The sequence below is a fragment of the Mycolicibacterium sp. SMGY-1XX genome, from assembly GCF_059132455.1.
This window is the reverse complement of the sequence record NZ_CP101139.1, coordinates 6,205,204-6,226,913: the sequence shown is the minus strand read 5'-3', so window position 1 is coordinate 6,226,913 and position 21,710 is coordinate 6,205,204. Positions and strand designations below refer to the sequence as shown.

The 21,710-nt window shown below is 62.8% G+C and carries 21 protein-coding genes and 1 pseudogene; 12 read left to right on the top strand and 10 right to left on the bottom strand.

What is annotated here, in order from left to right; translation table 11 throughout:
• Positions 1-10 precede the first annotated feature (10 nt).
• Together NL241_RS29685 and NL241_RS29680 are read right to left on the bottom strand one after the other, a co-directional pair.
• Positions 11-1,639 carry a purine-cytosine permease family protein gene (locus NL241_RS29685; protein WP_487696502.1) on the bottom strand — a complete coding sequence of 543 codons (1,629 nt, stop codon included), beginning with the start codon at positions 1,637-1,639 and terminating at the stop codon, positions 11-13.
• Between the two features lie 88 nt (positions 1,640-1,727).
• Positions 1,728-3,248: a prolipoprotein diacylglyceryl transferase gene (locus NL241_RS29680; RefSeq protein ID WP_494395829.1), complete on the bottom strand. Its 1,521-nt coding sequence runs from the start codon at positions 3,246-3,248 to the stop codon at positions 1,728-1,730.
• A gap of 134 nt (positions 3,249-3,382) precedes the next feature.
• Here NL241_RS29680 and NL241_RS29675 point away from each other — a divergent pair, with 134 nt between their 5' ends.
• Positions 3,383-3,991 (top strand): phosphatase PAP2 family protein, encoded by a 609-nt coding sequence (locus NL241_RS29675; RefSeq protein ID WP_494398413.1) that lies wholly within the window; start codon positions 3,383-3,385, stop codon positions 3,989-3,991.
• Here NL241_RS29675 and NL241_RS29670 read toward each other — a convergent pair.
• The 4 genes from NL241_RS29670 to NL241_RS29655 form a co-directional block, all read right to left on the bottom strand.
• The gene (locus NL241_RS29670; RefSeq protein WP_487696500.1) at positions 3,945-5,435 is read right to left on the bottom strand and encodes a bifunctional phosphatase PAP2/diacylglycerol kinase family protein; all 1,491 of its coding nucleotides are present in this window, start codon (positions 5,433-5,435) and stop codon (positions 3,945-3,947) included. The two genes, NL241_RS29675 and NL241_RS29670, sit on opposite strands and share 47 nt — an antisense overlap.
• 24 nt (positions 5,436-5,459) lie before the next feature.
• On the bottom strand, positions 5,460-6,452 hold the full coding sequence (locus NL241_RS29665; RefSeq protein ID WP_494395828.1) for a hypothetical protein: 993 nt from the start codon (positions 6,450-6,452) through the stop codon (positions 5,460-5,462).
• Entirely contained in the window at positions 6,449-7,147 is a 699-nt protein-coding gene (locus NL241_RS29660; protein WP_494395827.1) for a DUF5631 domain-containing protein, read from the bottom strand. The genes NL241_RS29665 and NL241_RS29660 overlap by 4 nt, the downstream gene beginning before the upstream one ends.
• 1,553 nt (positions 7,148-8,700) lie before the next feature.
• Positions 8,701-9,141, bottom strand: a complete 441-nt coding sequence (locus tag NL241_RS29655; protein ID WP_494395826.1) for a hypothetical protein — start codon at positions 9,139-9,141, stop codon at positions 8,701-8,703.
• Positions 9,142-9,662: 521 nt separating this feature from the next.
• Between NL241_RS29655 and NL241_RS29650 the strand changes: the two genes are divergently transcribed.
• Entirely contained in the window at positions 9,663-9,887 is a 225-nt protein-coding gene (locus tag NL241_RS29650; protein ID WP_494395825.1) for a hypothetical protein, read from the top strand.
• Between the two features lie 179 nt (positions 9,888-10,066).
• On the opposite strand, the gene NL241_RS29645 is transcribed toward NL241_RS29650, so the two are convergent.
• Together NL241_RS29645 and NL241_RS29640 are read right to left on the bottom strand one after the other, a co-directional pair.
• Positions 10,067-10,513, bottom strand: a complete 447-nt coding sequence (locus NL241_RS29645; RefSeq protein ID WP_494395824.1) for a hypothetical protein — start codon at positions 10,511-10,513, stop codon at positions 10,067-10,069.
• Between the two features lie 484 nt (positions 10,514-10,997).
• Positions 10,998-11,459 (bottom strand): hypothetical protein, encoded by a 462-nt coding sequence (locus tag NL241_RS29640; RefSeq protein WP_494395823.1) that lies wholly within the window; start codon positions 11,457-11,459, stop codon positions 10,998-11,000.
• A 353-nt stretch (positions 11,460-11,812) separates the two neighbouring features.
• Here NL241_RS29640 and NL241_RS29635 point away from each other — a divergent pair.
• The 6 genes and pseudogenes from NL241_RS29635 to NL241_RS29610 all read left to right on the top strand — a co-directional run.
• A pseudogene (locus NL241_RS29635) lies at positions 11,813-12,067 on the top strand (DUF2563 family protein); the annotation flags it as partial.
• Positions 12,046-13,509, top strand: coding sequence for a putative alpha/beta hydrolase (locus tag NL241_RS29630; protein ID WP_494395822.1), 1,464 nt, complete (start codon positions 12,046-12,048; stop codon positions 13,507-13,509). The pseudogene NL241_RS29635 and the gene NL241_RS29630, both read left to right, overlap by 22 nt.
• A gap of 17 nt (positions 13,510-13,526) precedes the next feature.
• Positions 13,527-13,910: a hypothetical protein gene (locus NL241_RS29625; RefSeq protein ID WP_494395821.1), complete on the top strand. Its 384-nt coding sequence runs from the start codon at positions 13,527-13,529 to the stop codon at positions 13,908-13,910.
• A gap of 1,040 nt (positions 13,911-14,950) precedes the next feature.
• Positions 14,951-15,289, top strand: coding sequence for a hypothetical protein (locus NL241_RS29620; protein WP_494395820.1), 339 nt, complete (start codon positions 14,951-14,953; stop codon positions 15,287-15,289).
• A gap of 70 nt (positions 15,290-15,359) precedes the next feature.
• Positions 15,360-15,740 carry a hypothetical protein gene (locus NL241_RS29615; protein WP_494395819.1) on the top strand — a complete coding sequence of 127 codons (381 nt, stop codon included), beginning with the start codon at positions 15,360-15,362 and terminating at the stop codon, positions 15,738-15,740.
• Between the two features lie 203 nt (positions 15,741-15,943).
• Positions 15,944-16,603, top strand: a complete 660-nt coding sequence (locus NL241_RS29610) for a L,D-transpeptidase family protein (protein WP_494395818.1) — start codon at positions 15,944-15,946, stop codon at positions 16,601-16,603.
• Between the two features lie 222 nt (positions 16,604-16,825).
• Here the strand turns inward: NL241_RS29610 and NL241_RS29605 are convergent, their stop codons facing one another.
• Positions 16,826-17,284, bottom strand: coding sequence for a nuclear transport factor 2 family protein (locus tag NL241_RS29605; RefSeq protein WP_487696492.1), 459 nt, complete (start codon positions 17,282-17,284; stop codon positions 16,826-16,828).
• 80 nt (positions 17,285-17,364) lie between these two features.
• On the opposite strand from NL241_RS29605, the gene NL241_RS29600 reads away from it, so the two are divergent.
• Positions 17,365-18,126, top strand: coding sequence for a DUF3159 domain-containing protein (locus NL241_RS29600; RefSeq protein ID WP_494395817.1), 762 nt, complete (start codon positions 17,365-17,367; stop codon positions 18,124-18,126).
• Entirely contained in the window at positions 18,123-18,719 is a 597-nt protein-coding gene (gene wrbA / locus NL241_RS29595; protein ID WP_487696490.1) for an NAD(P)H:quinone oxidoreductase, read from the top strand. The genes NL241_RS29600 and wrbA overlap by 4 nt, the downstream gene beginning before the upstream one ends.
• Here the strand turns inward: wrbA and NL241_RS29590 are convergent.
• The gene (locus NL241_RS29590; protein WP_494395816.1) at positions 18,712-19,296 is read right to left on the bottom strand and encodes a TetR/AcrR family transcriptional regulator; all 585 of its coding nucleotides are present in this window, start codon (positions 19,294-19,296) and stop codon (positions 18,712-18,714) included. The genes wrbA and NL241_RS29590 overlap by 8 nt on opposite strands.
• A gap of 38 nt (positions 19,297-19,334) precedes the next feature.
• Between NL241_RS29590 and NL241_RS29585 the strand changes: the two genes are divergently transcribed.
• A complete protein-coding gene (locus NL241_RS29585; protein ID WP_494395815.1) occupies positions 19,335-20,564 on the top strand; it encodes a hypothetical protein in 1,230 nt (409 codons plus the stop codon).
• Between the two features lie 4 nt (positions 20,565-20,568).
• Complete coding sequence (locus NL241_RS29580; RefSeq protein ID WP_494395814.1) at positions 20,569-21,618, top strand: NAD(P)H-dependent amine dehydrogenase family protein; 1,050 nt, start codon at positions 20,569-20,571, stop codon at positions 21,616-21,618.
• Positions 21,619-21,710 lie beyond the last annotated feature (92 nt).

Sequence of the window (21,710 nt, the reverse complement as noted above, 5' to 3'; positions counted from 1 at the left end):
GGGCCCGTCCTCATATCTGCGCCGGCAGAACGTGATCGGCGACCTTGTCGGTGCTCAGGCACAGCGAGCACACGAAGGCGGCGTGTGTTTCGCACTTCATCATGTCGGGGCGCTCGTAATCGTGGTGGCAGACATGGCAGGTGAGATGGTCGGCGCCGGGGTTGCCGTGCTCGTCGTACATCGGCACGTCGATGCCGTCGTCGGTGCGGCGCAAGTAGTACTTGCCTTTGGTGGCGAGGGCGAAGATGGGCGGTAGCACCAGGCCCAATCCGATCGCCACCAAAGGGGAGTACGGACGGATTGCCTCGCCGAGACCGCCGAAGAACGCGAGAATCGACACCCCGGCCGCAATGAGCATCGACCCGAAGCCCACCGGATTGACGGCGTACAGCATGCCGCGCCGGAATTCTGGTTGCTTGGGCGAAATCTTGAGCAGGTACTTGTTGAAGACGATGTCCGACGCCACCACAACAACCCACGCCATACCGCAGTTGGCGTAGAACCCGAGGATGGTGTTGAGGAAGTCGAACATGTTGGCTTCCATCAGAATCAGCGCAATCAGAAGGTTCACGCCGAGGAACACCAGCCGCCCGGGGTAGTGCTTGGTGACGCGGGTGAAGGAATTGGTCCACGCCAGCGAGCCGGAGTAGGCGTTGGTGACGTTGATCTTGATCTGGCTGATCACCACCAGCACCACTGCCAGCGTCATCGCCAGCCAGCCCGGCAGGAAGTTCTCGTAGATCTCCAGGAACTGGTGCACAGGTTGGTTGGCGATGCCGGCGCCGTCGGCCACATTCGCAATGAGGTACACCGCCAGGAACAACCCGACAACCTGCTTGATCGCCCCGAAGATCACCCAGCCCGGGCCGGCCAGGATCATCCACGTCCACCAACTGCGGGCGTTCTCGGGCGTCCGCGGCGGCATGAACCGCAGATAGTCGATCTGCTCGGCGATCTGCGCGATCAGCGACAGGCACACTCCCGCCGCGAGCAGGGTGGCACCCAGATCGAAGCCACTGTAACCCTCCTCGCCCTGGTAGGCGAAGAACTCGCTCACCGACTCGGGATGGCTGATCACCAGGTAGGCGAACGGCGCGACCATCAGCACCAGCCACAGGGGTGTCGTCCAAACCTGCAATGTCGAAAGGACTTTCATCCCATAGATCACCAGCGGGAAGATGATGATGGTCGACACCGCATAGCCGATGGGGAGCGGGATGCCGAGTCCGAGCTCCAGCCCCTGGGCCATGATCGACCCTTCGAGGGCGAAGAAGATGAAGGTGAACGTCGCGAAGATGACGTTGGTGACCACCGACCCGTAGTAACCGAAGCCGCTGCCGCGGGTGATCAAGTCCAGGTCGATGTTGTACCGCGCCGCGTAGTACGCCAGCGGGAAACCGGTCGCGAAGATGACGACCGCAAAAATCCCGATGCCCCACAACGCATTTGTGGTGCCGTACGAGATCCCGATGTTCGCGCCGATCGCAAAGTCGGCGAGGTAGGCGATGCCGCCCAACGCCGAGATGCCCACCACGCGCGTCGACCATTTGCGGTAGCTGCGGGGAGCGAACCGGAGGGTGTAGTCCTCCAGCGTCTCTTTGGTGGCTGTCAGCTGATCGACGGCGACTTCCTGCGTCATGCGAGGACACTAAGGTCGCCTTGTTTCAGGGCTGTGACGCCGATGTTCCCTTCGCAAAGCTATGGATCAACAAGTGCGTCAATAAGTCTCAGGCGGACAGCAGCCCAGACTCACCCTGATTGTGCAGGAAGAAGTTGGGGTCAACGGCATCCCAGAGGGTGATGTAGAGCTGCTCTTTGGCCGCGAAGCTGGCCTCTTCGGTGTTGAGAAGGTCGGCGATCTGGTCGTAGACGTAGTACAGCACCGATACCGGACCGGTGGTCAGCAGCAGTTGATTGATGGCGATCTGCGCACCGGCCTTGTCACCGCTGAGCGCCTGGACGACGGCGGGCAGGACCGCGGTCACCGGCACAACCATGTTGACCACCGGCACGATCTGGCTGGCCCGATACACCAACTCGAAGCCCTCGCGGTAGACCTCTTTCAGCGGTGACGGGAGGAACAGCATCGTCAAGTCCCGCACCTGGATCAGCGGGGCGGGCATACCGATCGGATCCGGGTCGTCGGCGCGGAAGGGGTCAGTCGAAGGCGCGTCGGCCACCGCGGCGACCAACTGCACCGAGGGAGCGCTGGGCACTTCGACACTCGCGCCCGGCGACGACGGCGACAGTGGCAGCCCCGACTGGCCGCGGTTGTGCAGCAACGCAAACGGGTCGAGGATGTCCCAGGCCGTCGCGTAGAACACGTCCTTCAGCTGCTGCGCCTCGTACTCGAGGTTGATGAAGTCGGCGACTTCGTCGTAACCGTAATAGAGCACCGAAACCGGATGCAGGGTCACGATCAGGTTGTTGATGATGCTCTGAGTGGCGGTGCGGAACTCCACGGGATCGCCACTGGCGAGGTTCGGCAGCTGCCCGATGATGTTGACCGCGGGAATCACGGCGTTGACGAAGGGGATGAACTGGCTGCCACGGAATGCGGCTTCGAAACCCTCGCGGACGACGGGCTGCAGAAACGGCACGGGCGCAAACGCATTGATGACCGTCTGCTCGATGTCCCACAGCGCACCCGGCATGTCGTTGGGAGCGGGCTCCGGCGGCATCGGGCGGAACGGGTTGATGCTCCACGGCACCGGACCGGCGGCGGCTTGGGCTGTCTTGGTGTCTGAGTCAGTGTCGGACGGCTTGGGCAGCGCGGCAACCGCTTCGGAGGCCTTCGTCGCCAGGTCACTGACCGGCTGGAACACCGGGAGAGGCGCGGCGGCGACGTCGTCCTCCTCCTCGTCAGCGGTGGGCTCGTCTTCCTCGGTGTCTTTCTCGGTGTCGTCCTCGTCTTCAACAGTCTTGGATGGCTTCGCCAGCCCGAACTGCTTGGTCAAACCCCTGACGGCCTCGGCCGGATCGAACTTCGGCCGGTGATTCGTCGTCGCGCGCTCTGGGCCCGCGTCGACATCGTCGTCCTTGGTTTCGGCCTTCTCCGTTGTATCGGGAGCAGTCGCTTCCGGTTTCGACGAGTCCGACTCTGATGAAGACGATGAGCTCGCTGACGAGGACGTGCCGTCGGGGGTGTCAGCATGGGCCGTGCCCTGACCGGCGACGGCGATGGCCGCGCCGACCCCGGCGGCGACTGCCGCACCGCCGAGATAACCGATGTACTTTGCTGACGGCATGCTCGTCCCTTCGTAGGCCAAGGGGATCGTAGAGGCTCTGGGCAAATTCGGCACCACGAGCTTGTGATACGTGTGTGAGGGTGGGTCGACTAACTGGTGCGGCGGCCATCGCCGCGATCGTGCTCTACGCGGCGATGTGGATCGGATCCGTGCAGGACTGGTCCTGGCTGGCAGCGATGGATTCGTGGGCTCTCGATGCCGTGTATCCAATCGGGGCGGAGCGCCCCGCCTGGGTGACCTCGTGGCACGTGTTCTGTACCGTTCTGGGGCCGACGGCTTTCCGGATCGCCGGTGTCGTCGTCATCATCTGGCTGCTGAGACGTCGCTACCTGCGTCCCGCACTGTTCCTGGTCCTCAGCGTGGAACTGAGCGGACTGGTGACCGAGGCGGCCAAACTGCTGGCCGACCGTGCGCGACCCGACACCGCGATGGTGTACGCCTACGGAACGTCGTTCCCGTCCGGACATGCCGTCGGTGTCATGGCAGCAGTACTGGGACTGCTGACGATCCTGCTGCCGTTCCTCGCGGCGAAATGGCGCACGCCGCTGATCGTCGTCGGGGCAGTGGTGGTGATCCTCATCGGAGTCGGTCGGGTGGTCCTCAATGTCCACCACCCGTCCGATGTCCTGGCGGGATGGGCGCTCGGTTTTCTGTGGTACCTGGTGTGCCTGCGAATGCTGCGGCCACTGCCGCTGACTACATCGGGGGGTGAAACACCTTCAGCTCCCGATAACGGGCGCTGAAGCTGACCTCGTCGAACTCCTCACCGACCTCGCCGTCGCGCGACACCGGAATCGGACCGTCGAGCGACTCGAACCGGAACTCGGGCACCTGCAGTTCGTGATACAGCGGGCTGCGCGGTAGCCGCCCCAGCGCCAGCGCGACCAGGATCCTGGTCCGCGCCAGGCGCTTCCCGGTCTCGAGCAGCCGGACGTCGATCAAGCCGTCATCCATCCGGGTGCGCCGTGCCGGGGCGAAGCCGGTTGGCAGGTACACCGAGTTGCCCACGAAGAACAGTGAGGTCTGCACGACCTTGTTGTCGTAGCGAATCGTGACCGGAGAATCGGTGCGGAGCGTGTGCAGCATGGCGTAGATGCCGGCCAGGGGTTTGCCGACGCGGTGTTCGTACTTCTCGCGGGTCTGCACAAAGCGGGGATAGGCGCCGATGCTCGCGGTGTTGATCACCATGCGGTTTTCGTTGATGCACACCAGGTCGACGCAGCGGACTTGGCCGTGGCGGATCGCTTCGACCGTGCGTGCCACCGTGTCACAGCCGATGTCCTTGGCGAAATGGTTGAACGTGCCCGCGGGGAAGACCGCCAGTGGTAGATCGGCTTCGACGGAGATCGACGCGGCGGTGGAGACGGTGCCGTCGCCGCCACCGATGCCCAGCACTTCTGCGCGCTTGGCCGCCTCGCGGAGCACCTCTTCCGGATCGTCGTCGGGGGTCAGCTCGACGATCTCGGCTTTGGGCAGGGCGTCGCGCACCTCGTCGATCACCCGGGCACCGTTTCCGCTCCCGGAGGCAGGGTTGACCACGAGCACCACCCCGGCACCCTCGGGACGGTTGATCGTCGGAACGTAGAGCGGTTCGGTTCTCGGTAGCTGCGTCTCGACGACGGGAGGGACGAGCTTGCCGCCCAAGACGGCGATGCCGGCGCCGATGCCGAAGCCCGCGACCACGTCACCGGGGTAGTGCGCGCCGGTGGCGACGCGGGACAGCCCGACCATGCCTGCCAGCAGCGCCAAGCCGAAACCCAATGGCGGACTCTCCAGGCCGACCGCCACCGCGAATGCGGCGGCGCTGGCGGAGTGGCCCGACGGCAGCGAACTCGACGTGGGGAAACGCCGGATCTGGCGTGGCAGCGGCACCGAGGTGCGTAGCGGACGCGGCCGCTTCCAGACCCGCTTGGCCAACTGGTTGGTGAACAGGCTGGTGACGCCCAGGGTGACGACGCCACGGGCAGCGCCACGGGTGGCCCTCGGCTTACCCGATGCGGCCAGCGCCGCGGCGATGGCGAACCACAGTTTGGAGTGGTCGGCGGCGCGCGTCAGCGGCGGCATCAGCGTGTCCAGCAGCGGGGTCGGGGACTCCGCGATGGCCTCGAACACCTCGCGGTCCAGGGTGCCCAGGCCTTGCGTGATCTGGTGGATTCCTCGAGCGCGTTGCCACGGCCAGCGGTTCATTCACCCCACCCTAATCACAGGGACTCACCTGCCCTTGTCGTCGCCGTCGGCCTTGGCCTCAGCTTTGTCGTTGGGAACGATGATCCGCCTGGTCGCGACGGGCTTTCCCTCGACGTTCTTGGTGACCGTCGGCGCCGCGGGTGGTGGCGGCGGGGTGGTGATGCGGCCCTGTACGGGGGCGCCGTTCTTCACCGACGGCACCGACACGCGTTTTGTCGCGGCCTTGTCGTCTTTGTCTTGCCCACCGGCTGCGCCGGCCATGCCGCCCGGCGGCATCATCGGGTAGCCGCCGCCCATGCCGCCCATGGGGGCGCTTGCCTGCGCTGCCGGTGGTGCAGGTGGGGCCACCGATGCCCGTCCCGATGTCGGAACGGTTGAGCCCGTCGGTGTGGCAGCCGGTCCCAGCGCCGACATGGGCGTGGTGGCTCCCATACCGCCACCGCCGCCACCCGCGGAACCGCCTCCTCCAGAGCCGAGTTCGCTGTCGCCGGCCAGGATTTCACTGTCGAGGCCCTGAGTGGCCAGGTCTGCCGGCGTGACTTCCTTGCCGGCCTGCTGCATGGCACCCATGCCCTGTTGCAGCAGCTGCTGACCGGTCTGGGCGAGCTGCTGTGGAATCTGCGCCAGCGGTTGCAGCGCCCCGCCCAGTGCGCCCGAGATCGCCCCCGCAACACCGCCGATCATCTGCGGCATCTGTTGGGCCATCTGGGACATCTGGTCGACGCCCTTCATCTCCGCTTGTGCGGCTTGGTCTTGGGCGGGGAATTTCTGCAAGGCGTCGGATGTGATGGCTTTGCGTTCCGCATGGCCCTCCTGAGCTTCCAGATTGTCTTTGGGGTCACCTTGATTGGCGGCCAGTCCGAGTACCTGGAGCAACTGTTCGATTGGAGCAGCGCCTGCCATCACTGCATCCGAGACGATGGGCGGTGGCGGTGGAGTTTGGTCGGCGGCGAACCAACCCTGCAGATCAACGTTGAGAACTCCGCCTTGGCCGTCCTGTCCTGCTGGTGAAGTCATCGTGGTCCCCCTTGTGTTGCCATGCTCAACGCCTGGAACCAGGCGAAGTGGTATTTCAAAGTGGTTTTGTCTGAGGCTATGAGTCCGCTGATTGCAGCCAGCAGCTGCCAGTTGCCGACGTCATTGAGGTCGACGGCATCAGGGTAGGACTTGACCACTTTGTCGCGGATCGTGGTCAGGTGCTCGTAAAGGAGGTCTGCTTCGGTGTCGAGCACCCCAGTACCTGCGATGCCGGCCTTGGCCAGGGTATGCGCCAGTCGGGGTAGCCCGTCGCGCCAGTTGGTGGCCTGGGTGAGCTCCCAGTTGAGCTCACCGATATCCGGGACCTGTCGGGCCCGGAACGTCATCTCAACCGGCTCAACATCTTTGGCGTTCGGTAGATAGTGGCCTGGCGTCCAGATCGCGTGGTTGGTTGTTTCTCCGAGAAGATGTTCCAAGCCCCCGCGGCGCTTCTCCGGGGCCAGGAGGTCCACACCTTTGGGTATCTCGATGTGCGGAGGGATCCAACCGGACGCCAAGTCGGTGACGAGGACCGTCGACCCGTCTTCTCGATTTCCGATGGCCCACTTGAGTTTTGGTTCTTGACGGGCGACTGCCTCGAGGAGTCTGTCGAGCCTGGCCTGTGCCATGGATTGTTCTGCCGCTGCGCCTGCGACCGCGCCGGTTGTTGCTGAGGTGAGGGCGTTTTCGACCATGCCGGTCGGGTTCGCGGTGGTTGGTGTTGCGGCACCGGGTTGTTGACGGACGACGGCGGGCTGGTTGCCGGCCGCTGTACCGCTGGCCGGGTTGACCGGAGCAGCCGACAGCGGCGCTGCTGCTGCGGGCGGGGGAGGGGCTGCCGCCGCAGCCGGTCGAAGGTCGGAACCGTAGGCCGGTAGCGGGCCTGCTGGTGCCGCGGGTGGAGCTGCTGCAATGGGTGCGACGGGAGCGGCAGGTGCCGCTGCGACCGGTGCCGCATACATGGGTTGGGATTGTGCTTCTGCAGGTGCGGGTGGCGCGGCTGGCTCTGAAAAAACCTGCGGCGCTTCATAGGCGAAGCCGCTGGACGCGACCGTGGGGGCGACCGGTGGTGGTGGAGGGGCTGGGCTTTGTGGGGCTTGTGACTGCACGGTGTCGGAGATGCCCTGCGACAGTGCCTCTGCGCCGGCAGATGCCGGCGCTCCCGCCTGGACGCCGCTGTTGAAGCTCTGTGCCAAGCTTTCCGGGCTCAGGGGCTGGGGACTTGAGCCGAGGTTGGCGGGGGACGATAGGCCTGCGTTGCCGATGCCGCTTCCGCCGGTGGCCCCGCTCAGGGTTCCGGCTCCGGCGTTGGCCGGCCCCGCGCCTCCACTCACAGCGCCGATCGTGCTAGGGCTCGGTTGGGCTGAAATAGATGCGCCGGGCTGACCTTGGTTTGCGGTGGGTGTGCCAAGAATGTGATCAGCGACGCGAGCAGGTTCGAGTCTCTCCGACAACATGCTGTTCAGCGGTGGGCTATTTTGCTGACCGGGGTTGGCCTCGAGGCGGCCGGTTGCAACTGGCTGGGGGACTCCATCATCCGCCGGGCCCTCATATTGAAGATTTGCCCTGTCCTCCGCACCGGACCCTGCTAGCGCAGATTGTCCTTCGCCAGGCGCTTGGTTACTTTCGTTCGCAGCGCTGGTGGCCAGTCGTGACTTCACTTGCTCAGTCAGAGCCGTGGTGTCGGCGGTTGCGGGCTGTCTGAGGTTTATCCCGTTGGCCTGAGCGAACTGTTCGGGAGATCTTGTGTCGCCATCCGCAATGAGCACCTTCTCGATTCCCGACTTTATCTGATTCCCCCAGTTGTTGGTCTTCTGGGCTGCTTCATTATTTGCTGTCAGAATGGTGCTAAGCGTGGGCGTGATCTTATCAAGTATCGTTTGGTCCGCTTGAATCCTGTCGATTTCTTGGTTGCCGCGAGCGGCTATTCCACGTAATTCCGATCTAAGCCCTTCAAGCGCTTCGGCTGCGCTATGATAGGCGCTAGATTTCACCTCATTCTTCTCACTTATGCTTCTGGATTGCTTTTCGCCTCTATCGAAGGAGTCGGCCGCAGCTAGAGCGGTAGCGCCCAGTTGGCCCGAGAGTGGCCCATGACGTGTCTGAATCAGAACGTGTTCGTATTCCTCGAAGGTGTCTCGGTTGGACGCTCGGTTCCTGCTTGACGTGAGAGCGGCATCTGTAGATTGGGAGCTCGGCCACCATGGACCGACTAACAAATCACTCCACTGACCTGGAGGATCGTTGCTCATCCGCACGCCCGTGCTGCCGCTGCGTCCGCTGCGTCGAGCTTCTCGTTGAGAGGATCGAACGTGGTTTCAGGTGCGCTAGCGAGCTGCGCTAATAGAATTTCGTCGTACGCGTCCGACATGTCCTCAAAAGTTTTCGCCAACTCAGCCGGCGTGGCTGGGTTCTCGGCCAATTTTTGTTTCAGGTAATCCGAGTTGGCGTGAATCGCTAGACGGGTGTTTACGGCAATTGTGAAGTTCAAATTCGCATCGTCGCTGGAGCGGCCGCCGGCCTCGTTGATCGCGGCAAATATTTTGCGGTAAGCCTCACACATGTGGTTCTGAGCCGCCTCAACATCTTCTTGGCTGTACTGGTGTGGAGAGGAGACGGGCTTCGCCTCGTCTCCTGGACGGAACCACGACCCGATTGCGACCACAGTTGCTATTGCGGCGACCGCCAATGAAACGACCGTTAACGCGTTAGGTCGCTTCTGAGGGGGTGGAGGACCCTGGGGCGGTGGTCCGGCCGGCGGTTGCCATGAGCCCCCCGGCGTGACTCCGTACGGTGAGCCAGTCATGGCTCGATGGTAGCGTCGATAGCCGGATTTGCCATTCACCTGTTAGCTCACGAGCGAAGCCCGACTTCGTTCTGGCCGGCACCTCTGAATCGCGAATGATCCCCCTTCGGTGTCACGGGCGGTCACGATTGGTGAATTGATCAGCGAAGAACGCTAATACGGTCGGACCATAGTCGTTTGATAGCAGGGTTGTCGCGCAAGTTGACGTCGAGGTCCTGCGAACTGGTGAGAACCGTCGTGCACAGCGGGTCTTGCAGATGAGGCCGCTCAGAATCTCGCTCGTCGTGCGGTGGATTTGGCATCCTCGGTGGCTTTGCTGCTGCCGGCGACTTCGAGAGCACCCTCTTTCGGAGGCGCGCTTGCAGCATGTGGATCGCCTGCGTAATCACGCGCGATGACTGGGCGTGCTCGGCGCCAAGGTCCATGTCGCGGTGTCGGATCGCCGCAACGCTGAAGCGCTCTGGGCGGCGTGGCATTGCCCAAGCCTGAACCACATTCGATTAACGATGTTGTTGGCCGCAAGCGGTCCGTGGCGTTCTGGTGAGACGTTACAAAGCGTCGATCAGGAGAATTTTGCGGAGCGCCACCGCATTCCCTGTCGAAAGCGCCTTGGGCGCTTTCAGCGGTGAAGCCCTCTAGATCAGAAAGAGGGCCAGGCAGCATTGAGTTCAATAGGCTCCCGTAGTCCCCGTATGCAGTCGCAATAGCGATCTGGTTCGAAGCTAATGCACTGTGGTCTCGGTGCAACGAAAACTAGGCCACCAGCCTCCGACCAGCAAGTCGGAACATTTGTCCGGCGGAAGATCCCTCATGTACAGACCTCGAGCGCTTCCGCGTCGGCGGCGTCAAGCTTCGCATTCGCCTCCTCGAAGGACTCGGACGGAGCGTCTGACAGTTGACCCATCAGGATCTCGTCGTACGCCGACGCCATATCGTGGAATATTCGGGCAATGCCAGGTGGTAGAGATGGATTATCCGCCAAGGCCTCTCTTAGATGAATTGCGTTGGCGAGAATCGTCACTCGTGCGTTGACGGCAATGATGAATCGCACGTTCGGATCATCGCTAGTTTGACCACCTGCTGTGGTGATTGCTTTATCGACCTTATGATAGGCGCCGCAAATCGCATCAGTTGCTCCGGCAACCTCCTCAGAACTGTATTGCTCTGCGGGATCAGAGAGCTCTGCTGGCGGTGTATTTTGAATAGGTCGGAACCAGGAACCAATTGCGACTGCTGTCGCAAGAACAGCAATCACGATAGAGGCGATTACCAAGACTCGGGACTGCTTGGACGCGGGCGGAGAACCGAAGGGTGGGCTGGGTGGTGGAGGTTGCCAAGAGTCCCCCGGCGTGACTCCGTATGGTGAGCCAGTCATAGCTTGATGGTATCGCCGATGATCCTTCCTGCAATTCACCTATCTCTTGAGGCTGGGGGTTGACTCGGTACCCCGAGGAGAACCTTAAAGTGCATTCGCGACTTCCCGATAAGATTCAGAGTCACGCTGTTCTTCCTGAAACGTTCGGCGTGTGTCTCGGCTGCGAGAACACTCCCCGCCAGCCTCTTTTGCAGAGCTACCCTCCTGCGGCGATAAGGGGCCATTTCGGGTGTTCGTGAGGCGATGCTGAAAGTCGTCGAAGCTGTCTCGGATGGATGCTCGGCGTTGCGACGATGACACAGTCAATGATGAACGCTCAGCATCCCCAATAGAACTTCTGACCATGCGCCGGGCGGATCGCCATTCACTGGCAGGCCTTCGCCACTTCGGCATCCGTTTCATCGAGCAAGTCATAGGCGGCGTCGAGTTCCGTCTCTTCAGCGTCGGCCAGATTCAATAACGTGGTCTTTTGGTAGGTGACGGCGAGAGTTCGGAGACCGTTCGACACGTTTGATGGCGCAGCAGGATAATCGACTAATTTCTGCAGGAGATAGTCAGAGCTCGCAGAAGCGCTAAGGCGAACATTAGTCGCGACGATGTACGCGATTGTGGGGTCATCGCTACGCCGAGAAGCGGCGGTCCGCGTTGCTCTGCCGACTAACGCGTGTGCTTCACATAAGGCAGTTTTTGCGTCAGCAATTTCCTGCTTACTGTACGTGGTGTCACTGTTTGCCGCAGGGGCGTCCGCCGCGCCCTCGGGGCGAAACCACGAACCCACCGCCACGGCAACTGCAGTAATCGCAACGGCGAGAGCGGCAATCGTCACTCTGTTGGGAGGTTTCGCTGCAGGCGGAGGGACACCGGGTGGGTTCGGTTGCCAGGAGCCCCCCGGCGTGACTCCGTATGGTGAGCCAGTCATTGCTCGATGGTATCGCCGACGATCCTCCCGCCATTTACCTGTGTCTTGAGAGGCTGGGGGTGGCGGGACGTTCTTGTTAACTCAGATGCCCTGACTCGTCGGCGACCGGATTTGCTTACTGGGCGCGATTGGTGAATTGACGACCCGCAAAGCCCTAGTACGCTCGGAATGTACGTGTTTGCTATCAGGGGGTCATCGTGCAAGTTGACGTCGAAGTCATGCGGACGGGCGCGAATCGTTCTTACACGGCGGCGGGTCTCGCAGATGAGGGCGCTCAGAAGCTCGCTCGTCGTGCGGTGGGTTCTGGCATCTTCGGTGGCTTTGCTGCTGCTGGCGACTTCGAGGGCATCCTGTCTGAGGCGCACTCGCAGCATGTGGAACGCCTGCGTAATCACGAGCGGCGACTGGGCGTGCTCGGCGATAAGGCCCATGTCGCGGCGTCGGCATTCGTCGATATGGAACGCCGCAACGCTGAAGCGCTCCGGGCGGTGGCGTGGCAACTTACCCAAGCCTGAACAACATCCCCTTGGGGATGTTGTTGGCCGTAGGCGATCCGTGGCGTGCCGATGAGACGTTACAAAGCGGCGATCCGGGGGAGATTGCGGAGCTAGCCACCGCGTTTCGAGACGCAACCGCTTGCACCGAGGAAACGTTCAAGGAGTTCGCCCAAGCGCGTGAGCGGTTTCAGGCGTCCTGGAACGGGGAGAACGGCGAGCGTCCAATCGATGACTCCGCCGAGGTTCAGCGGGCAGTGACCCGGCTTTTCGTGCAATCGGAGCAACTCCCTGCGATCGCAATTGATCTGCAGAACATCGCGGCGGATTTGGCCGAGGCGGAGTCGCAATCCACCGCCAAGATCGAGAGCCTCAACAGCAGCCTCGAATCACTTGACGCATCGGTTGGCGTGGCGATCGCGAATGACGAGGACTACTCCGGTCTGCTTGACCAAGCAGAAGAAGCTACGCGCTCCGCCCTCGGAGAGGTCGAGCGGATCCGCGACACCTATACCGACAAGCTCGAAAGCGCAGCTTTCGACTTGCGGCTCAAGCATGGCTATGACCCCGCCGCTATTGAGGACGTGGACGGTGATGGTGAGATCAGTCCCGAGGAGCGGGGGCGCACCGCGCCGGAACACTACGACGCCAACCAGCGCGCCAAGGACGAAGCGCTCGTGAACGGCGGCGGCCCCATGACTCCTGAAAAGGCCGCAGCCGAAGCACGATTGCGGGATTTCGCAATCACTGCCAACCCTGCGGCCAGTGCTGACGCTAGAGAGTTGGCAGCACAAAGACTCGATGACTTCCGTATGGCCCACTTCGTGGGCCCGCTACCACGAGACCCACTGACCGGAGTCGATGCACGCGCCCGAGCGCAAGCTCGACTCGAACTGCAACGGCAATTCGAGCAGGGTTACTCAGGCGCTCCGCCCCTCACCCCGGACCAAGCCACCCAACTCATGAACGACGGCGAAGTTGCGGGTAGAGCCGCGGTCGTGAGGGAGGCTTACAACGGACTCACCGCGGCGGGGATGTCACCGGATGGTGCACTGCGGGTGCTGTCTGAGGTCTCTGGAACTATGGGTAATGCAGCGACAGGAGCCGAAGAGTTCGCGGATGGGATTCCGCGTGGCAGCCATGCGCGCTACACCGATTTCCTCACCGCCTCGGATGCGGAAGTTTTCGGGAAGGTGGCCGGCCGCATTACCCGGGCAACGGATGTCATCCAAATTGCCGTCGCTCTCAACGAATTCCTGCAAGGCGGTGAGCACAAGTGGGAGAAGGCTGGTGAGGCTGCGGGTGGGTTCGCGGGCGGGACCAGTGCAGCGTGGCTAGTCGGGATCGGCGCCGCCTCAGTCACCGGGCCGTGGACGACAGCTGCGCTGGTGATCATCGCTGGCGCTGCGGGTGGGCTTGGCGGAAAAGCCGCGGGCGGTGCAGTTGGCAGGCAGCTCGACTAGTGCCGAAGGGCTAAGACATGGAAATCAACGAAACCATCTACATCGCCGATGGGCCGGGGCTCACCGGGAGTGGTTGGTTCTGGATCTGTCTTATTCCCTTAGTGATTGGGTTCCTCGGCAGCGAGTTTGCAATGTGGAAATCTGCGAGGCTTTCTCCAGAAGCGATCAAACGGCGGTGCTATTGGGCAGGCGTATCTGGTTTCCTCGTGTGCCTGCTGCTGTCACAGATGCCTGATTGGAAGGAAGGCTCGATGGCAGTCGGTCTGTTCGGGTTTTCCTTCGTCGTTCTCGCCTTCTTTCGCAGCTCTCACATTAAGATCGGCGACACGATTTACGCGGCGTGGCCGTCCTACCGTCGCCCTGACCGGCCGCCGGCCCTCAGTAAGGAGGCGCGGGACTGACAGCGGGCTTGGCCTGCCCGCAACCGTCCGGTCCATGACGGCCCGAAAGAGCGGCTGCGAGTCGAGGGAGTGCGACTCTCCACGCCGGGGATCGTCGATATGCGAACCGATCTATCCGGAGGTCAAGTCAGTAACTGTCGGGCGACTGCCTCGAGTGGGTGTCGAGCGTGGACTGCGCTACGGACGTATTGCGTGCAGCGCCTGCGACTGCTCAGGCTGTTGCTGAGGTTACGCTTCTTAACGACACCAGTCGGGTTCCCTTTGATTGCTTTCCAGCTCGGGAAAACTTTTTGTCGAGATCCGCCTGAGGCGGTTCTTGCTCGTCTCGCACCCGAAAACAAGTGCTGATGGCCAAGCGTTGTCGCCACTAGTGCGAGAGCAAGCGAGATGACGACAAGTGCGTCGCCAGGACCCGGGCCAACTGAGCCAAGCCCGCCGCGAAGCGGACCTGCCGCCGTGCCCCACCGGTGACGGCGGCCCAGGCCCTGCGATGGTTTCAGCACCGCCCGGATTATCTAGTTCTGGGCGAGTTAACTCTCGCCAAGAGTCCCCCGGCGCGGATCCGTTTGACGGCCAGTCTTGGTTCGATGGTGTAGGCGAAAGCTCAACCTGCCATTCTTCATCTAGGGATTTCATCACTAGGGCGTCAGGTCTCACTCTGTTTTCAAGGTGAATTGACCACCCCCGAACCACTAGTACGCTCGGCGATAGCCGTTTGCTAACTGGGGGTGATCGTGCAAGTCGACGTTGAGGTCGTACGGATTGGCGCCAGCCGTTCGTGTACCGCGGCAGGCTTCACCAACACCCAGAACGAGCGACGGAATGAGAAACTCCGGCAGCGCGGTCGGCGGGTTCCTCCTCGGTGCAGGAGGAACAGCAGGCGGGGTGGCCCTCGCTGGCTCTTTCTCGAATCCGGTGACCGCGGCAATCGCAGTCGGTGTGATCGCGTATCTCTCTAGTGAGACTGGTGAGTACATCGGCGGCACTATTGGGAGCGCCTTCGACCCACCGAAATCGACCGTAGGGGGCTGAAGAATTTGATGGCATCTGCCTTCTTCTGGTGCGGTATCGCAATGATGGGGATAGGAACGTTAGGCGGGTGGTTCCCGCTTTGGAAGTCCTCCACGCTCTCACCTGACTCCATTCAGCGACGGGTGTACTGGGTCAGCGGTTCGCTGGCTGCGGTGATGTTCTTTCTTTCGCAGCTGCCGGATTGGCGGTCGGGCTTGTTCTTCGGCATCTGCATAGCGCTCGGACTTATCGCGATCGCCTTCAATTGGACTGGACACGTCAAGGTTGGTGGCCGGATCTACGCGGCCTTTCCCAATCTCCGTCGCCCCGATCGCCCGCCAGCTCTCAGCGATGAAACACGAGACTGACGCCCCGTTGCATCAAGAACGCAACCGGGCGCCGACAACTCGGCTAGCACCTGCGCGCGGAAGTTAGGACATGTCAGACATTTATCACCTCGCAGTGGGCGGCGCCGTTCCCGCTGCGCGCGTGTGGTTTTGGATCGGAACCGCGGGCCTCGCAGTTGGCGTGATCGGCAGTGAGTTCGCGATGTGGAAGTCGGCGGTATTGTCGCCGGACTCGATCAAACGCCGATTCTTTTGGTGCGGCGCAGCATTTTTCGTTGTATGTCTATTCATTTCTCAGGTGCCAGATTGGAAGGACGCCACTTTCGGCGCTCTCGTTTTCGGCTCTTGTTTCGTCGTAATAGCGTTCTTCCGGAGCTCGCACATCAAGATCGGTGACAAGATTTATGCGGCGTGGCCGTCCTACCGCCGCCCCGATCGCCCGCCGGCGCTCAGCGACGAGCCGAGGGATTAACGTCGGTGTTGCAGATCTGGAAGGGTTTGCAGCTTCCGCCGCCCCGTGAGGTTTGAGGGCCAATGTCGGATGCTCTGTGCTTGTGATCGCGGCAGTGGCGTTGAGGTCGACGGGCGAGGCTGACGCCCAGTCTCCAGAACAAGACCCAATCGTGTCGAAACCTTGACTTGACCGTCGACGGCGGCGCCCCGAACGATTAAGGGATGCGCCGACTACTCCGCGTGCTCTGCGCTGCCGCCTGCGCGACGATGTTGGCGCTGATCTCGGCGCCGATCGGACAAGGGCAGTACAACCCGTGGTTCGCCAACAGTGTCGGCAACGCCACGCAGGTGCTCGCGGTGACGGGCACCGGCGGCTCCGACGCGAAAATGGATGTCTGGCAGCGCAACGGCGCGGGCTGGCAACTGGTCAGTGCGGGCATCGCGGCGAAGGTGGGGTCCAAGGGCATGTCGCCCGACCACTACGAGGGATCGATGCTGACCCCGACGGGCATCTACACGTTGGACTTCGCCTTCGGCACGGCGCCGAGTCCGGGTGGCGGGCTCAAGTATGTCCAGGTCGGACCCGATCACTGGTGGGACGGCGACGTGAACAGCCCCACCTACAACACCATGCAGGTCTGCCCGAAAGACCAGTGCCCGTTCAGCCTGTCCGGCGGCACGGAGAATCTGCAGATCCCGCAGTATGCCCACGCCATCGTGATGGGCGTCAACAAAGACCGGGTCCCCGGCAAGGGCAGCGCCTTCTTTGTGCACAGCACCGACGGGGGACCAACGGCCGGGTGCGTCGCGATCGATGACGCCACTCTGGTGTCGATCATGCAGTGGCTGCGGCCGGGCGCGGTCATCGCTGTCGCTGAGTAGTCGCTTGTAGCCGGGCGCCTGCGCACATGGTCCCCCTCCGGCAGCGCGTGGGGCAGAAACGAGAAACCCCTCCGAACACCACAAACCCGCCGCCCTCACTGCAGGACCAGTTACAAGGTGATCGTCAAACCGGCTGTCCGACGCACCACCAACGCCGGCAACCAAGGTGGCTACTCCTCGGTGAACAACCGCCAGCTCGGCCCCGGAGAACACCGAAACCGCTTAAAGCGCCAGCGCGGCACCGGGCGTCAGCTTGAAGTCCAACCCTTTCAACGACATCGTCGCCTCATAGGTGCGCTGGTATCCCGTCGACGCGATCTTCCACCCCGCAGGGGTGCGCCGGTAAGTGTCGGAGTAGAAGGCCGCACCGATCAACATGAAGTCGAAGTCGGCCACGATCACCCGATCCTGTAGGTACCAGGTCCCTGTGGCGGTATCGCCGTCGACGACGATCTCCGGGTGGGTCACCCGGTGCTCGGTGATGACGTTCGCGGGCAGCGACGACCGCATGTACTCCACCAGCGACGCGCGATCGGTGAAGTGATGCTCCTCCCCGACGGACGAGCCGTAGTCGCCCACCACGTCCTCGGTGAGCGCGTCTTCGAAGTCGGCCCAGTGCTTGGTGTCCAGTGCCCGCAAGTACTGATACTTCACACGTTCGATGTCTTCGCGATCACCCATGCAAGAACAATTAGCACACGTTCTAGTTTCACTTGAGCAGAACGAGTTGCGGAGCCGGCTTTCGACCATAAGGTCACAGCGTGACGAAACTCCTCGACGGGTACTTGAGGTCGCCGCTGTCGGGTATTGCGCCATGGATCTTGTTCTCGGTGCTGTCCACACCGGGGCAATTCGAGGTGGCCGTCTGCGTCGCGCTCGGTCTCGCTCTGCTGACTCTGTGGCTCGGCCACCGCCGCGGTCTCGGTGTCTACGCGCTCGACGTGCTGGGTGTCTTGTTCTTCGCGATCCTGGCCGTCATCGGGCTGGTCGTCGACGATGCCACCATCGAGTTCCTCGAGGTCTGGGCGGGCGAGTGCACCAACATCGTCTTGGCGGTGTTCGTCATCGCCACCATCATCGCGCGCCGGCCTTTCACTCTGGCCTACGCCAAGAAGGAGACACCCGAAGAGTATTGGGACAGCCCGCTTTTCCTGAAGATCAACTACGTGATCTCAACGGTGTGGGCGGGTGCGTTCGTCTTCAACGCGGTGATGGGCTTCGTCGGCGACGCGGTTCTCCACGATCCCGGCAACTTCTGGACAGCGTGGGTTCTGCAGTTGGCGGCCCTCTTCTTCGCGATCGCGTTCACCGAGTACTACCCGGACCGGGCATCCGGGGACCAGCCGCCGTCGCTGCTGAAACTGTTCGACTGGCTGCCGATGTTCGTCCTCATCGCCGGAATCTTCGCACTCGTCACCGATGCGCTGCCCGACGCCGCCGGTATCGGCATGATCGCGGTGGGTATCGTCGGTAACGCGTTGGTGAGCAAGCTTTCCCCGCCGAAGGAGGCATCCGAAACATGAGCAGACTGTCTGTCATCTACTACTCGGCGACCGGGCACGGCACCAGGATGGCGCAGCGGGTGGCCGACGCCGCCGAAGCTGCCGGTGCCGAGGTTCGGTTGCGGCATATCGCCGAGACGCGGGACCCCGAATCGTTCAGTAAGAACGACGCCTGGGTGGCCAACTACGAAGCGACCAAAGATCTTCCGATTGCCACCGGTGACGACATCGTGTGGGCGGACGCCGTCATCTTCGGTACGCCCACCCGATTCGGGTCGCCGGCTTCACAGTTCCGCGCATTCATCGACACCCTCGGCGGGCTGTGGGCGCAGGGCAAGCTGGCCGACAAGGTGTACTCGGCATTCACGTCCTCCCAAACCGATCACGGCGGGCAGGAGACCACCCTGCTGGCGCTCTACATTTCGCTCATGCACTTCGGCGGGATCATCGTCCCGCCCGGGTACACCGACGGGCTGAAATTCGCCGACGGCAACCCGTACGGCGTCGGGCACGTCACCGGACCCGAGAACAAGGCGGAGCTGAGTGACGCCACCCTTGCCGCCCTGGATCACCTGGCCAAGCGCGTCGTCTCGGTGGCCGATCGTCTCAGCTGAGGTAGCGGATCACCATCTCCACCAGCGTGCGCCGTTCACGCTGCCAGTCGATGGACTGGTTGACGATCATCTCGGCGAGCACCATGCCGCGCAGCGCGGCCCAGATGACTTCGGCGACGTCGTGGTGGGCGGGATCATCGGAGATCAGCCGCCCAAGACCGCTGATGGCGTCGTTCATCTCCAGCAGATGACGCATCGAAGCCTCACCGCGGGTGGCCCGCAGAATCTCGAACGCCGCCAGTGAGGTGGGGCTGCTGTAGCAGTTCCAAGCGATGTCGACGACGGTCTCGATGCGCTTCGCCAGCGGTAGGTCGCTGACCTCAGCCGTCGACAGGCTGTCCAGCAGTTTGGCCACTCCGTCGTCCACCACGGCCATGAGCAGGCCATTCCGGTCGCCGAAGTGGTACTGGATGACGCCCCACGTGACGCCGGCGCGTTCGGCCACATGTTTGGCCGTCGCGGCGGGGAAGCCCTCCTCGACGATGCAGTTCACCGTCTCGTCGATGATCTTGGCCCGCGTGTCATCGCCGCGCTTGCGAGGGGCGGACGTCTTCCGGGTGGGGGCTACACTTGTCATCGTTGACTTTATAACATTGTCGAGTCTATGTTTGGGGCGTGACTGCAGCCCACAGCCGTTACGCCTCGCTGTCCAGGCAGGAACTCGCCACCCTGGTGCCTGAGCTCCTGCTCATCGGCCAGCTGATCGACCGCTCCGGAATGGCTTGGTGCATCAGTAATTTCGGACGCGAAGAGATGCTTCAGGTGGCCATCGAGGAGTGGATGGGTGCCAGCCCCATCTACACCCGGCGAATGCAGAAGGCGCTGAACTACGAGGGCGTCGACGTCATCACCATCTTCAAGGGTCTGCAACTCGATATCGGTGCCCCGCCGCAGTTCATGGACTTCCGCTACACCGTGCATAACCGGTGGAACGGGGAGTTCCACCTCGATCACTGCGGCGCGCTGCTCGACGTCGAGCCCATGGGCGAGGACTACGTGCGCGGGATGTGCCACGACATCGAGGACCCGACGTTCGACGCGACGGCGGTGGCCACCAACCGCCGCGCCCAGATCCGCCCCATCCACCGGCCGCCGCGGGTTCCGGCCGATCGTCACCCGCATTGCGCGTGGACGGTGATCATCGACGATTCACATCCGCCGGTGGAGGATCACCCTCATCTGGCTCTGGTCAACGAAAGCCGGGCTGCCAGTTGGGAGTTGGCGCCCATCGAGGCGGGTGACCACGGACAGTCAGACTACTCGGGTGCGCTGCTGGCCGACTTCGACTTCGCGGCGTTCTCCCATTCTGCGCTGGTGCGCATGGCCGACGAGATCTGTCTGCAGATGCACCTACTGAACCTGTCCTTCATCGTCGCGGTGAAGAAGCGGGCCGACGACGCGCTGGCCGCCGAGATCTGCACCAAACAGCTCACCGGTCTGGCCGGGGTGGCCGCCGAACGTATTCACAGGGCGCTGAGCCTGCCCGACGGTGTTGCCGGCGTGCAACGAGTCCTCGAACTGCACCCGTTGCTGAACCCGGCGGGTTACGTTGACGCCGAGATCGAAAATGGTCGTGTACACGTGCGCCGGTCGGCGGCTCACGACGACGGTTCGTGGATCTCGCTGTGCACGCCGGCATCAACACGACCGCTCGAGGCTGTCGCGACTGCGGTGGACCCTTACATCGGCGTTCAGCTCAGCGGTACCGACGACGACTGGACGCTGGAACTGCAGCACCGCGACACCAAGGCAAAGGAACTGTCCGAAGTGGAGGTCGCGAAATTCAGTGGGGGAGCGACGTTCCAGTTCGAGGCCCGTAAGTCCTTGCCGCTGACCGTGGTCTGAGCCCGTGCCGTATCGGGTGGTGCAATGGGGCACCGGAGAGATCGGCCGTGAATCGTTGCGGGGCATCCTCGAACACCCCGATCTGGAATTGGCCGGGGTCAAGGCATTCAGCGAGGACAAGAACGGCGTCGACGCCGGTGTCCTGATCGGGCAAGAGTCAGTAGGCGTCACCGCGACCACATCCCTGCAGGACGCACTGGCCGGGCCCGTCGACTGTGTGCTCTACACCCCGCGCACGCCGTCAGTGGACGAGGTCTGCCACCTCTTGGCGGCCGGTATCAACGTGGTGACCACCTCTTTCGCATTTCACCAGGCGCGGGCGGGCGCGCCCCAGTTACTCGAGGCCTGCAAGCGCGGAAACAGCTCACTGCACGGAACTGGGCTCAACCCCGGCAATCTGGGCGCCGTCCTGCCCCTCGCCATGGCGGGGATGTGCCGCGAGATCGAACAGGTCACCATTCAGGAACGCGCCGACTGGTCGATGTACGACAGTGCCGAGATCACTTTCGGTCAGATGATGTTCGGCGCCGAGCTTGCTGATGTCAGCGTCGACAGCCCGTCGCTGCGCTACACCAGTGAGCTTTTCCAACAACAGGTTTGGTTGCTCGGCGATGCACTCGGTGCCGATCTGGACGAGGTGGCCACCGAACTCGAGATCGTTCCCGCCGAGGTCGACGGCGAATTCCTCGGTCGCACACTCGAAGCGGGAACTGTCGCGGGGCAGCGGTGGCGCTGGTCCGGCCGGCGCGCAGGCCACACGGTCATCCAGGTCGAAACACTGTGGATGCTCGGTCAACGTCAACCCGAGCACTGGCCGTCACCGCAACACGGCTGGACGATCACCATCGAGGGCAGCCCGTCGCTGCAAGCACATGTGGTGACACTGGCCAGTTTCCGGCGCGACGTGCCACTGAGCGAACACGTGCACGCGGCCAGTGTCGCGACCGCCATGCAGGCCGTCAACGCAGTCCCCGCCGTGTGTGCCGCACCCGCGGGATTTGTCACCATGGCCGAATTGCCGTTGGCGTGGTTGCCGCGCATAGCTGCCTCATAGATTGCGCGGGGCGGGGTGTCGAGTTGCCCGCACGCTGCCCGTAGCGGCTAGGGTGGCCTCTCGACCGCCACTTACCGGTGAACACAAGGTGC

Bases quoted from the DNA above. Each gene is read 5' to 3' on its own strand.
- NL241_RS29685 (WP_487696502.1), bottom strand. From the start codon at position 1,639: ATGACGCAGGAAGTCGCCGTCGATCAGCTGACAGCCACCAAAGAGACG.
- NL241_RS29680 (WP_494395829.1), bottom strand. From the start codon at position 3,248: ATGCCGTCAGCAAAGTACATCGGTTATCTCGGCGGTGCGGCAGTCGCC.
- NL241_RS29675 (WP_494398413.1), top strand. From the start codon at position 3,383: ATGTGGATCGGATCCGTGCAGGACTGGTCCTGGCTGGCAGCGATGGAT.
- NL241_RS29670 (WP_487696500.1), bottom strand. From the start codon at position 5,435: ATGAACCGCTGGCCGTGGCAACGCGCTCGAGGAATCCACCAGATCACG.
- NL241_RS29665 (WP_494395828.1), bottom strand. From the start codon at position 6,452: ATGACTTCACCAGCAGGACAGGACGGCCAAGGCGGAGTTCTCAACGTT.
- NL241_RS29660 (WP_494395827.1), bottom strand. From the start codon at position 7,147: ATGGTCGAAAACGCCCTCACCTCAGCAACAACCGGCGCGGTCGCAGGC.
- NL241_RS29625 (WP_494395821.1), top strand. From the start codon at position 13,527: ATGGAAATCAACGAAACCATCTACATCGCCGATGGGCCGGGGCTCACC.
- NL241_RS29620 (WP_494395820.1), top strand. From the start codon at position 14,951: ATGGCATCTGCCTTCTTCTGGTGCGGTATCGCAATGATGGGGATAGGA.
- NL241_RS29615 (WP_494395819.1), top strand. From the start codon at position 15,360: ATGTCAGACATTTATCACCTCGCAGTGGGCGGCGCCGTTCCCGCTGCG.
- NL241_RS29610 (WP_494395818.1), top strand. From the start codon at position 15,944: ATGCGCCGACTACTCCGCGTGCTCTGCGCTGCCGCCTGCGCGACGATG.
- NL241_RS29605 (WP_487696492.1), bottom strand. From the start codon at position 17,284: ATGGGTGATCGCGAAGACATCGAACGTGTGAAGTATCAGTACTTGCGG.
- wrbA (WP_487696490.1), top strand. From the start codon at position 18,123: ATGAGCAGACTGTCTGTCATCTACTACTCGGCGACCGGGCACGGCACC.
- NL241_RS29590 (WP_494395816.1), bottom strand. From the start codon at position 19,296: ATGACAAGTGTAGCCCCCACCCGGAAGACGTCCGCCCCTCGCAAGCGC.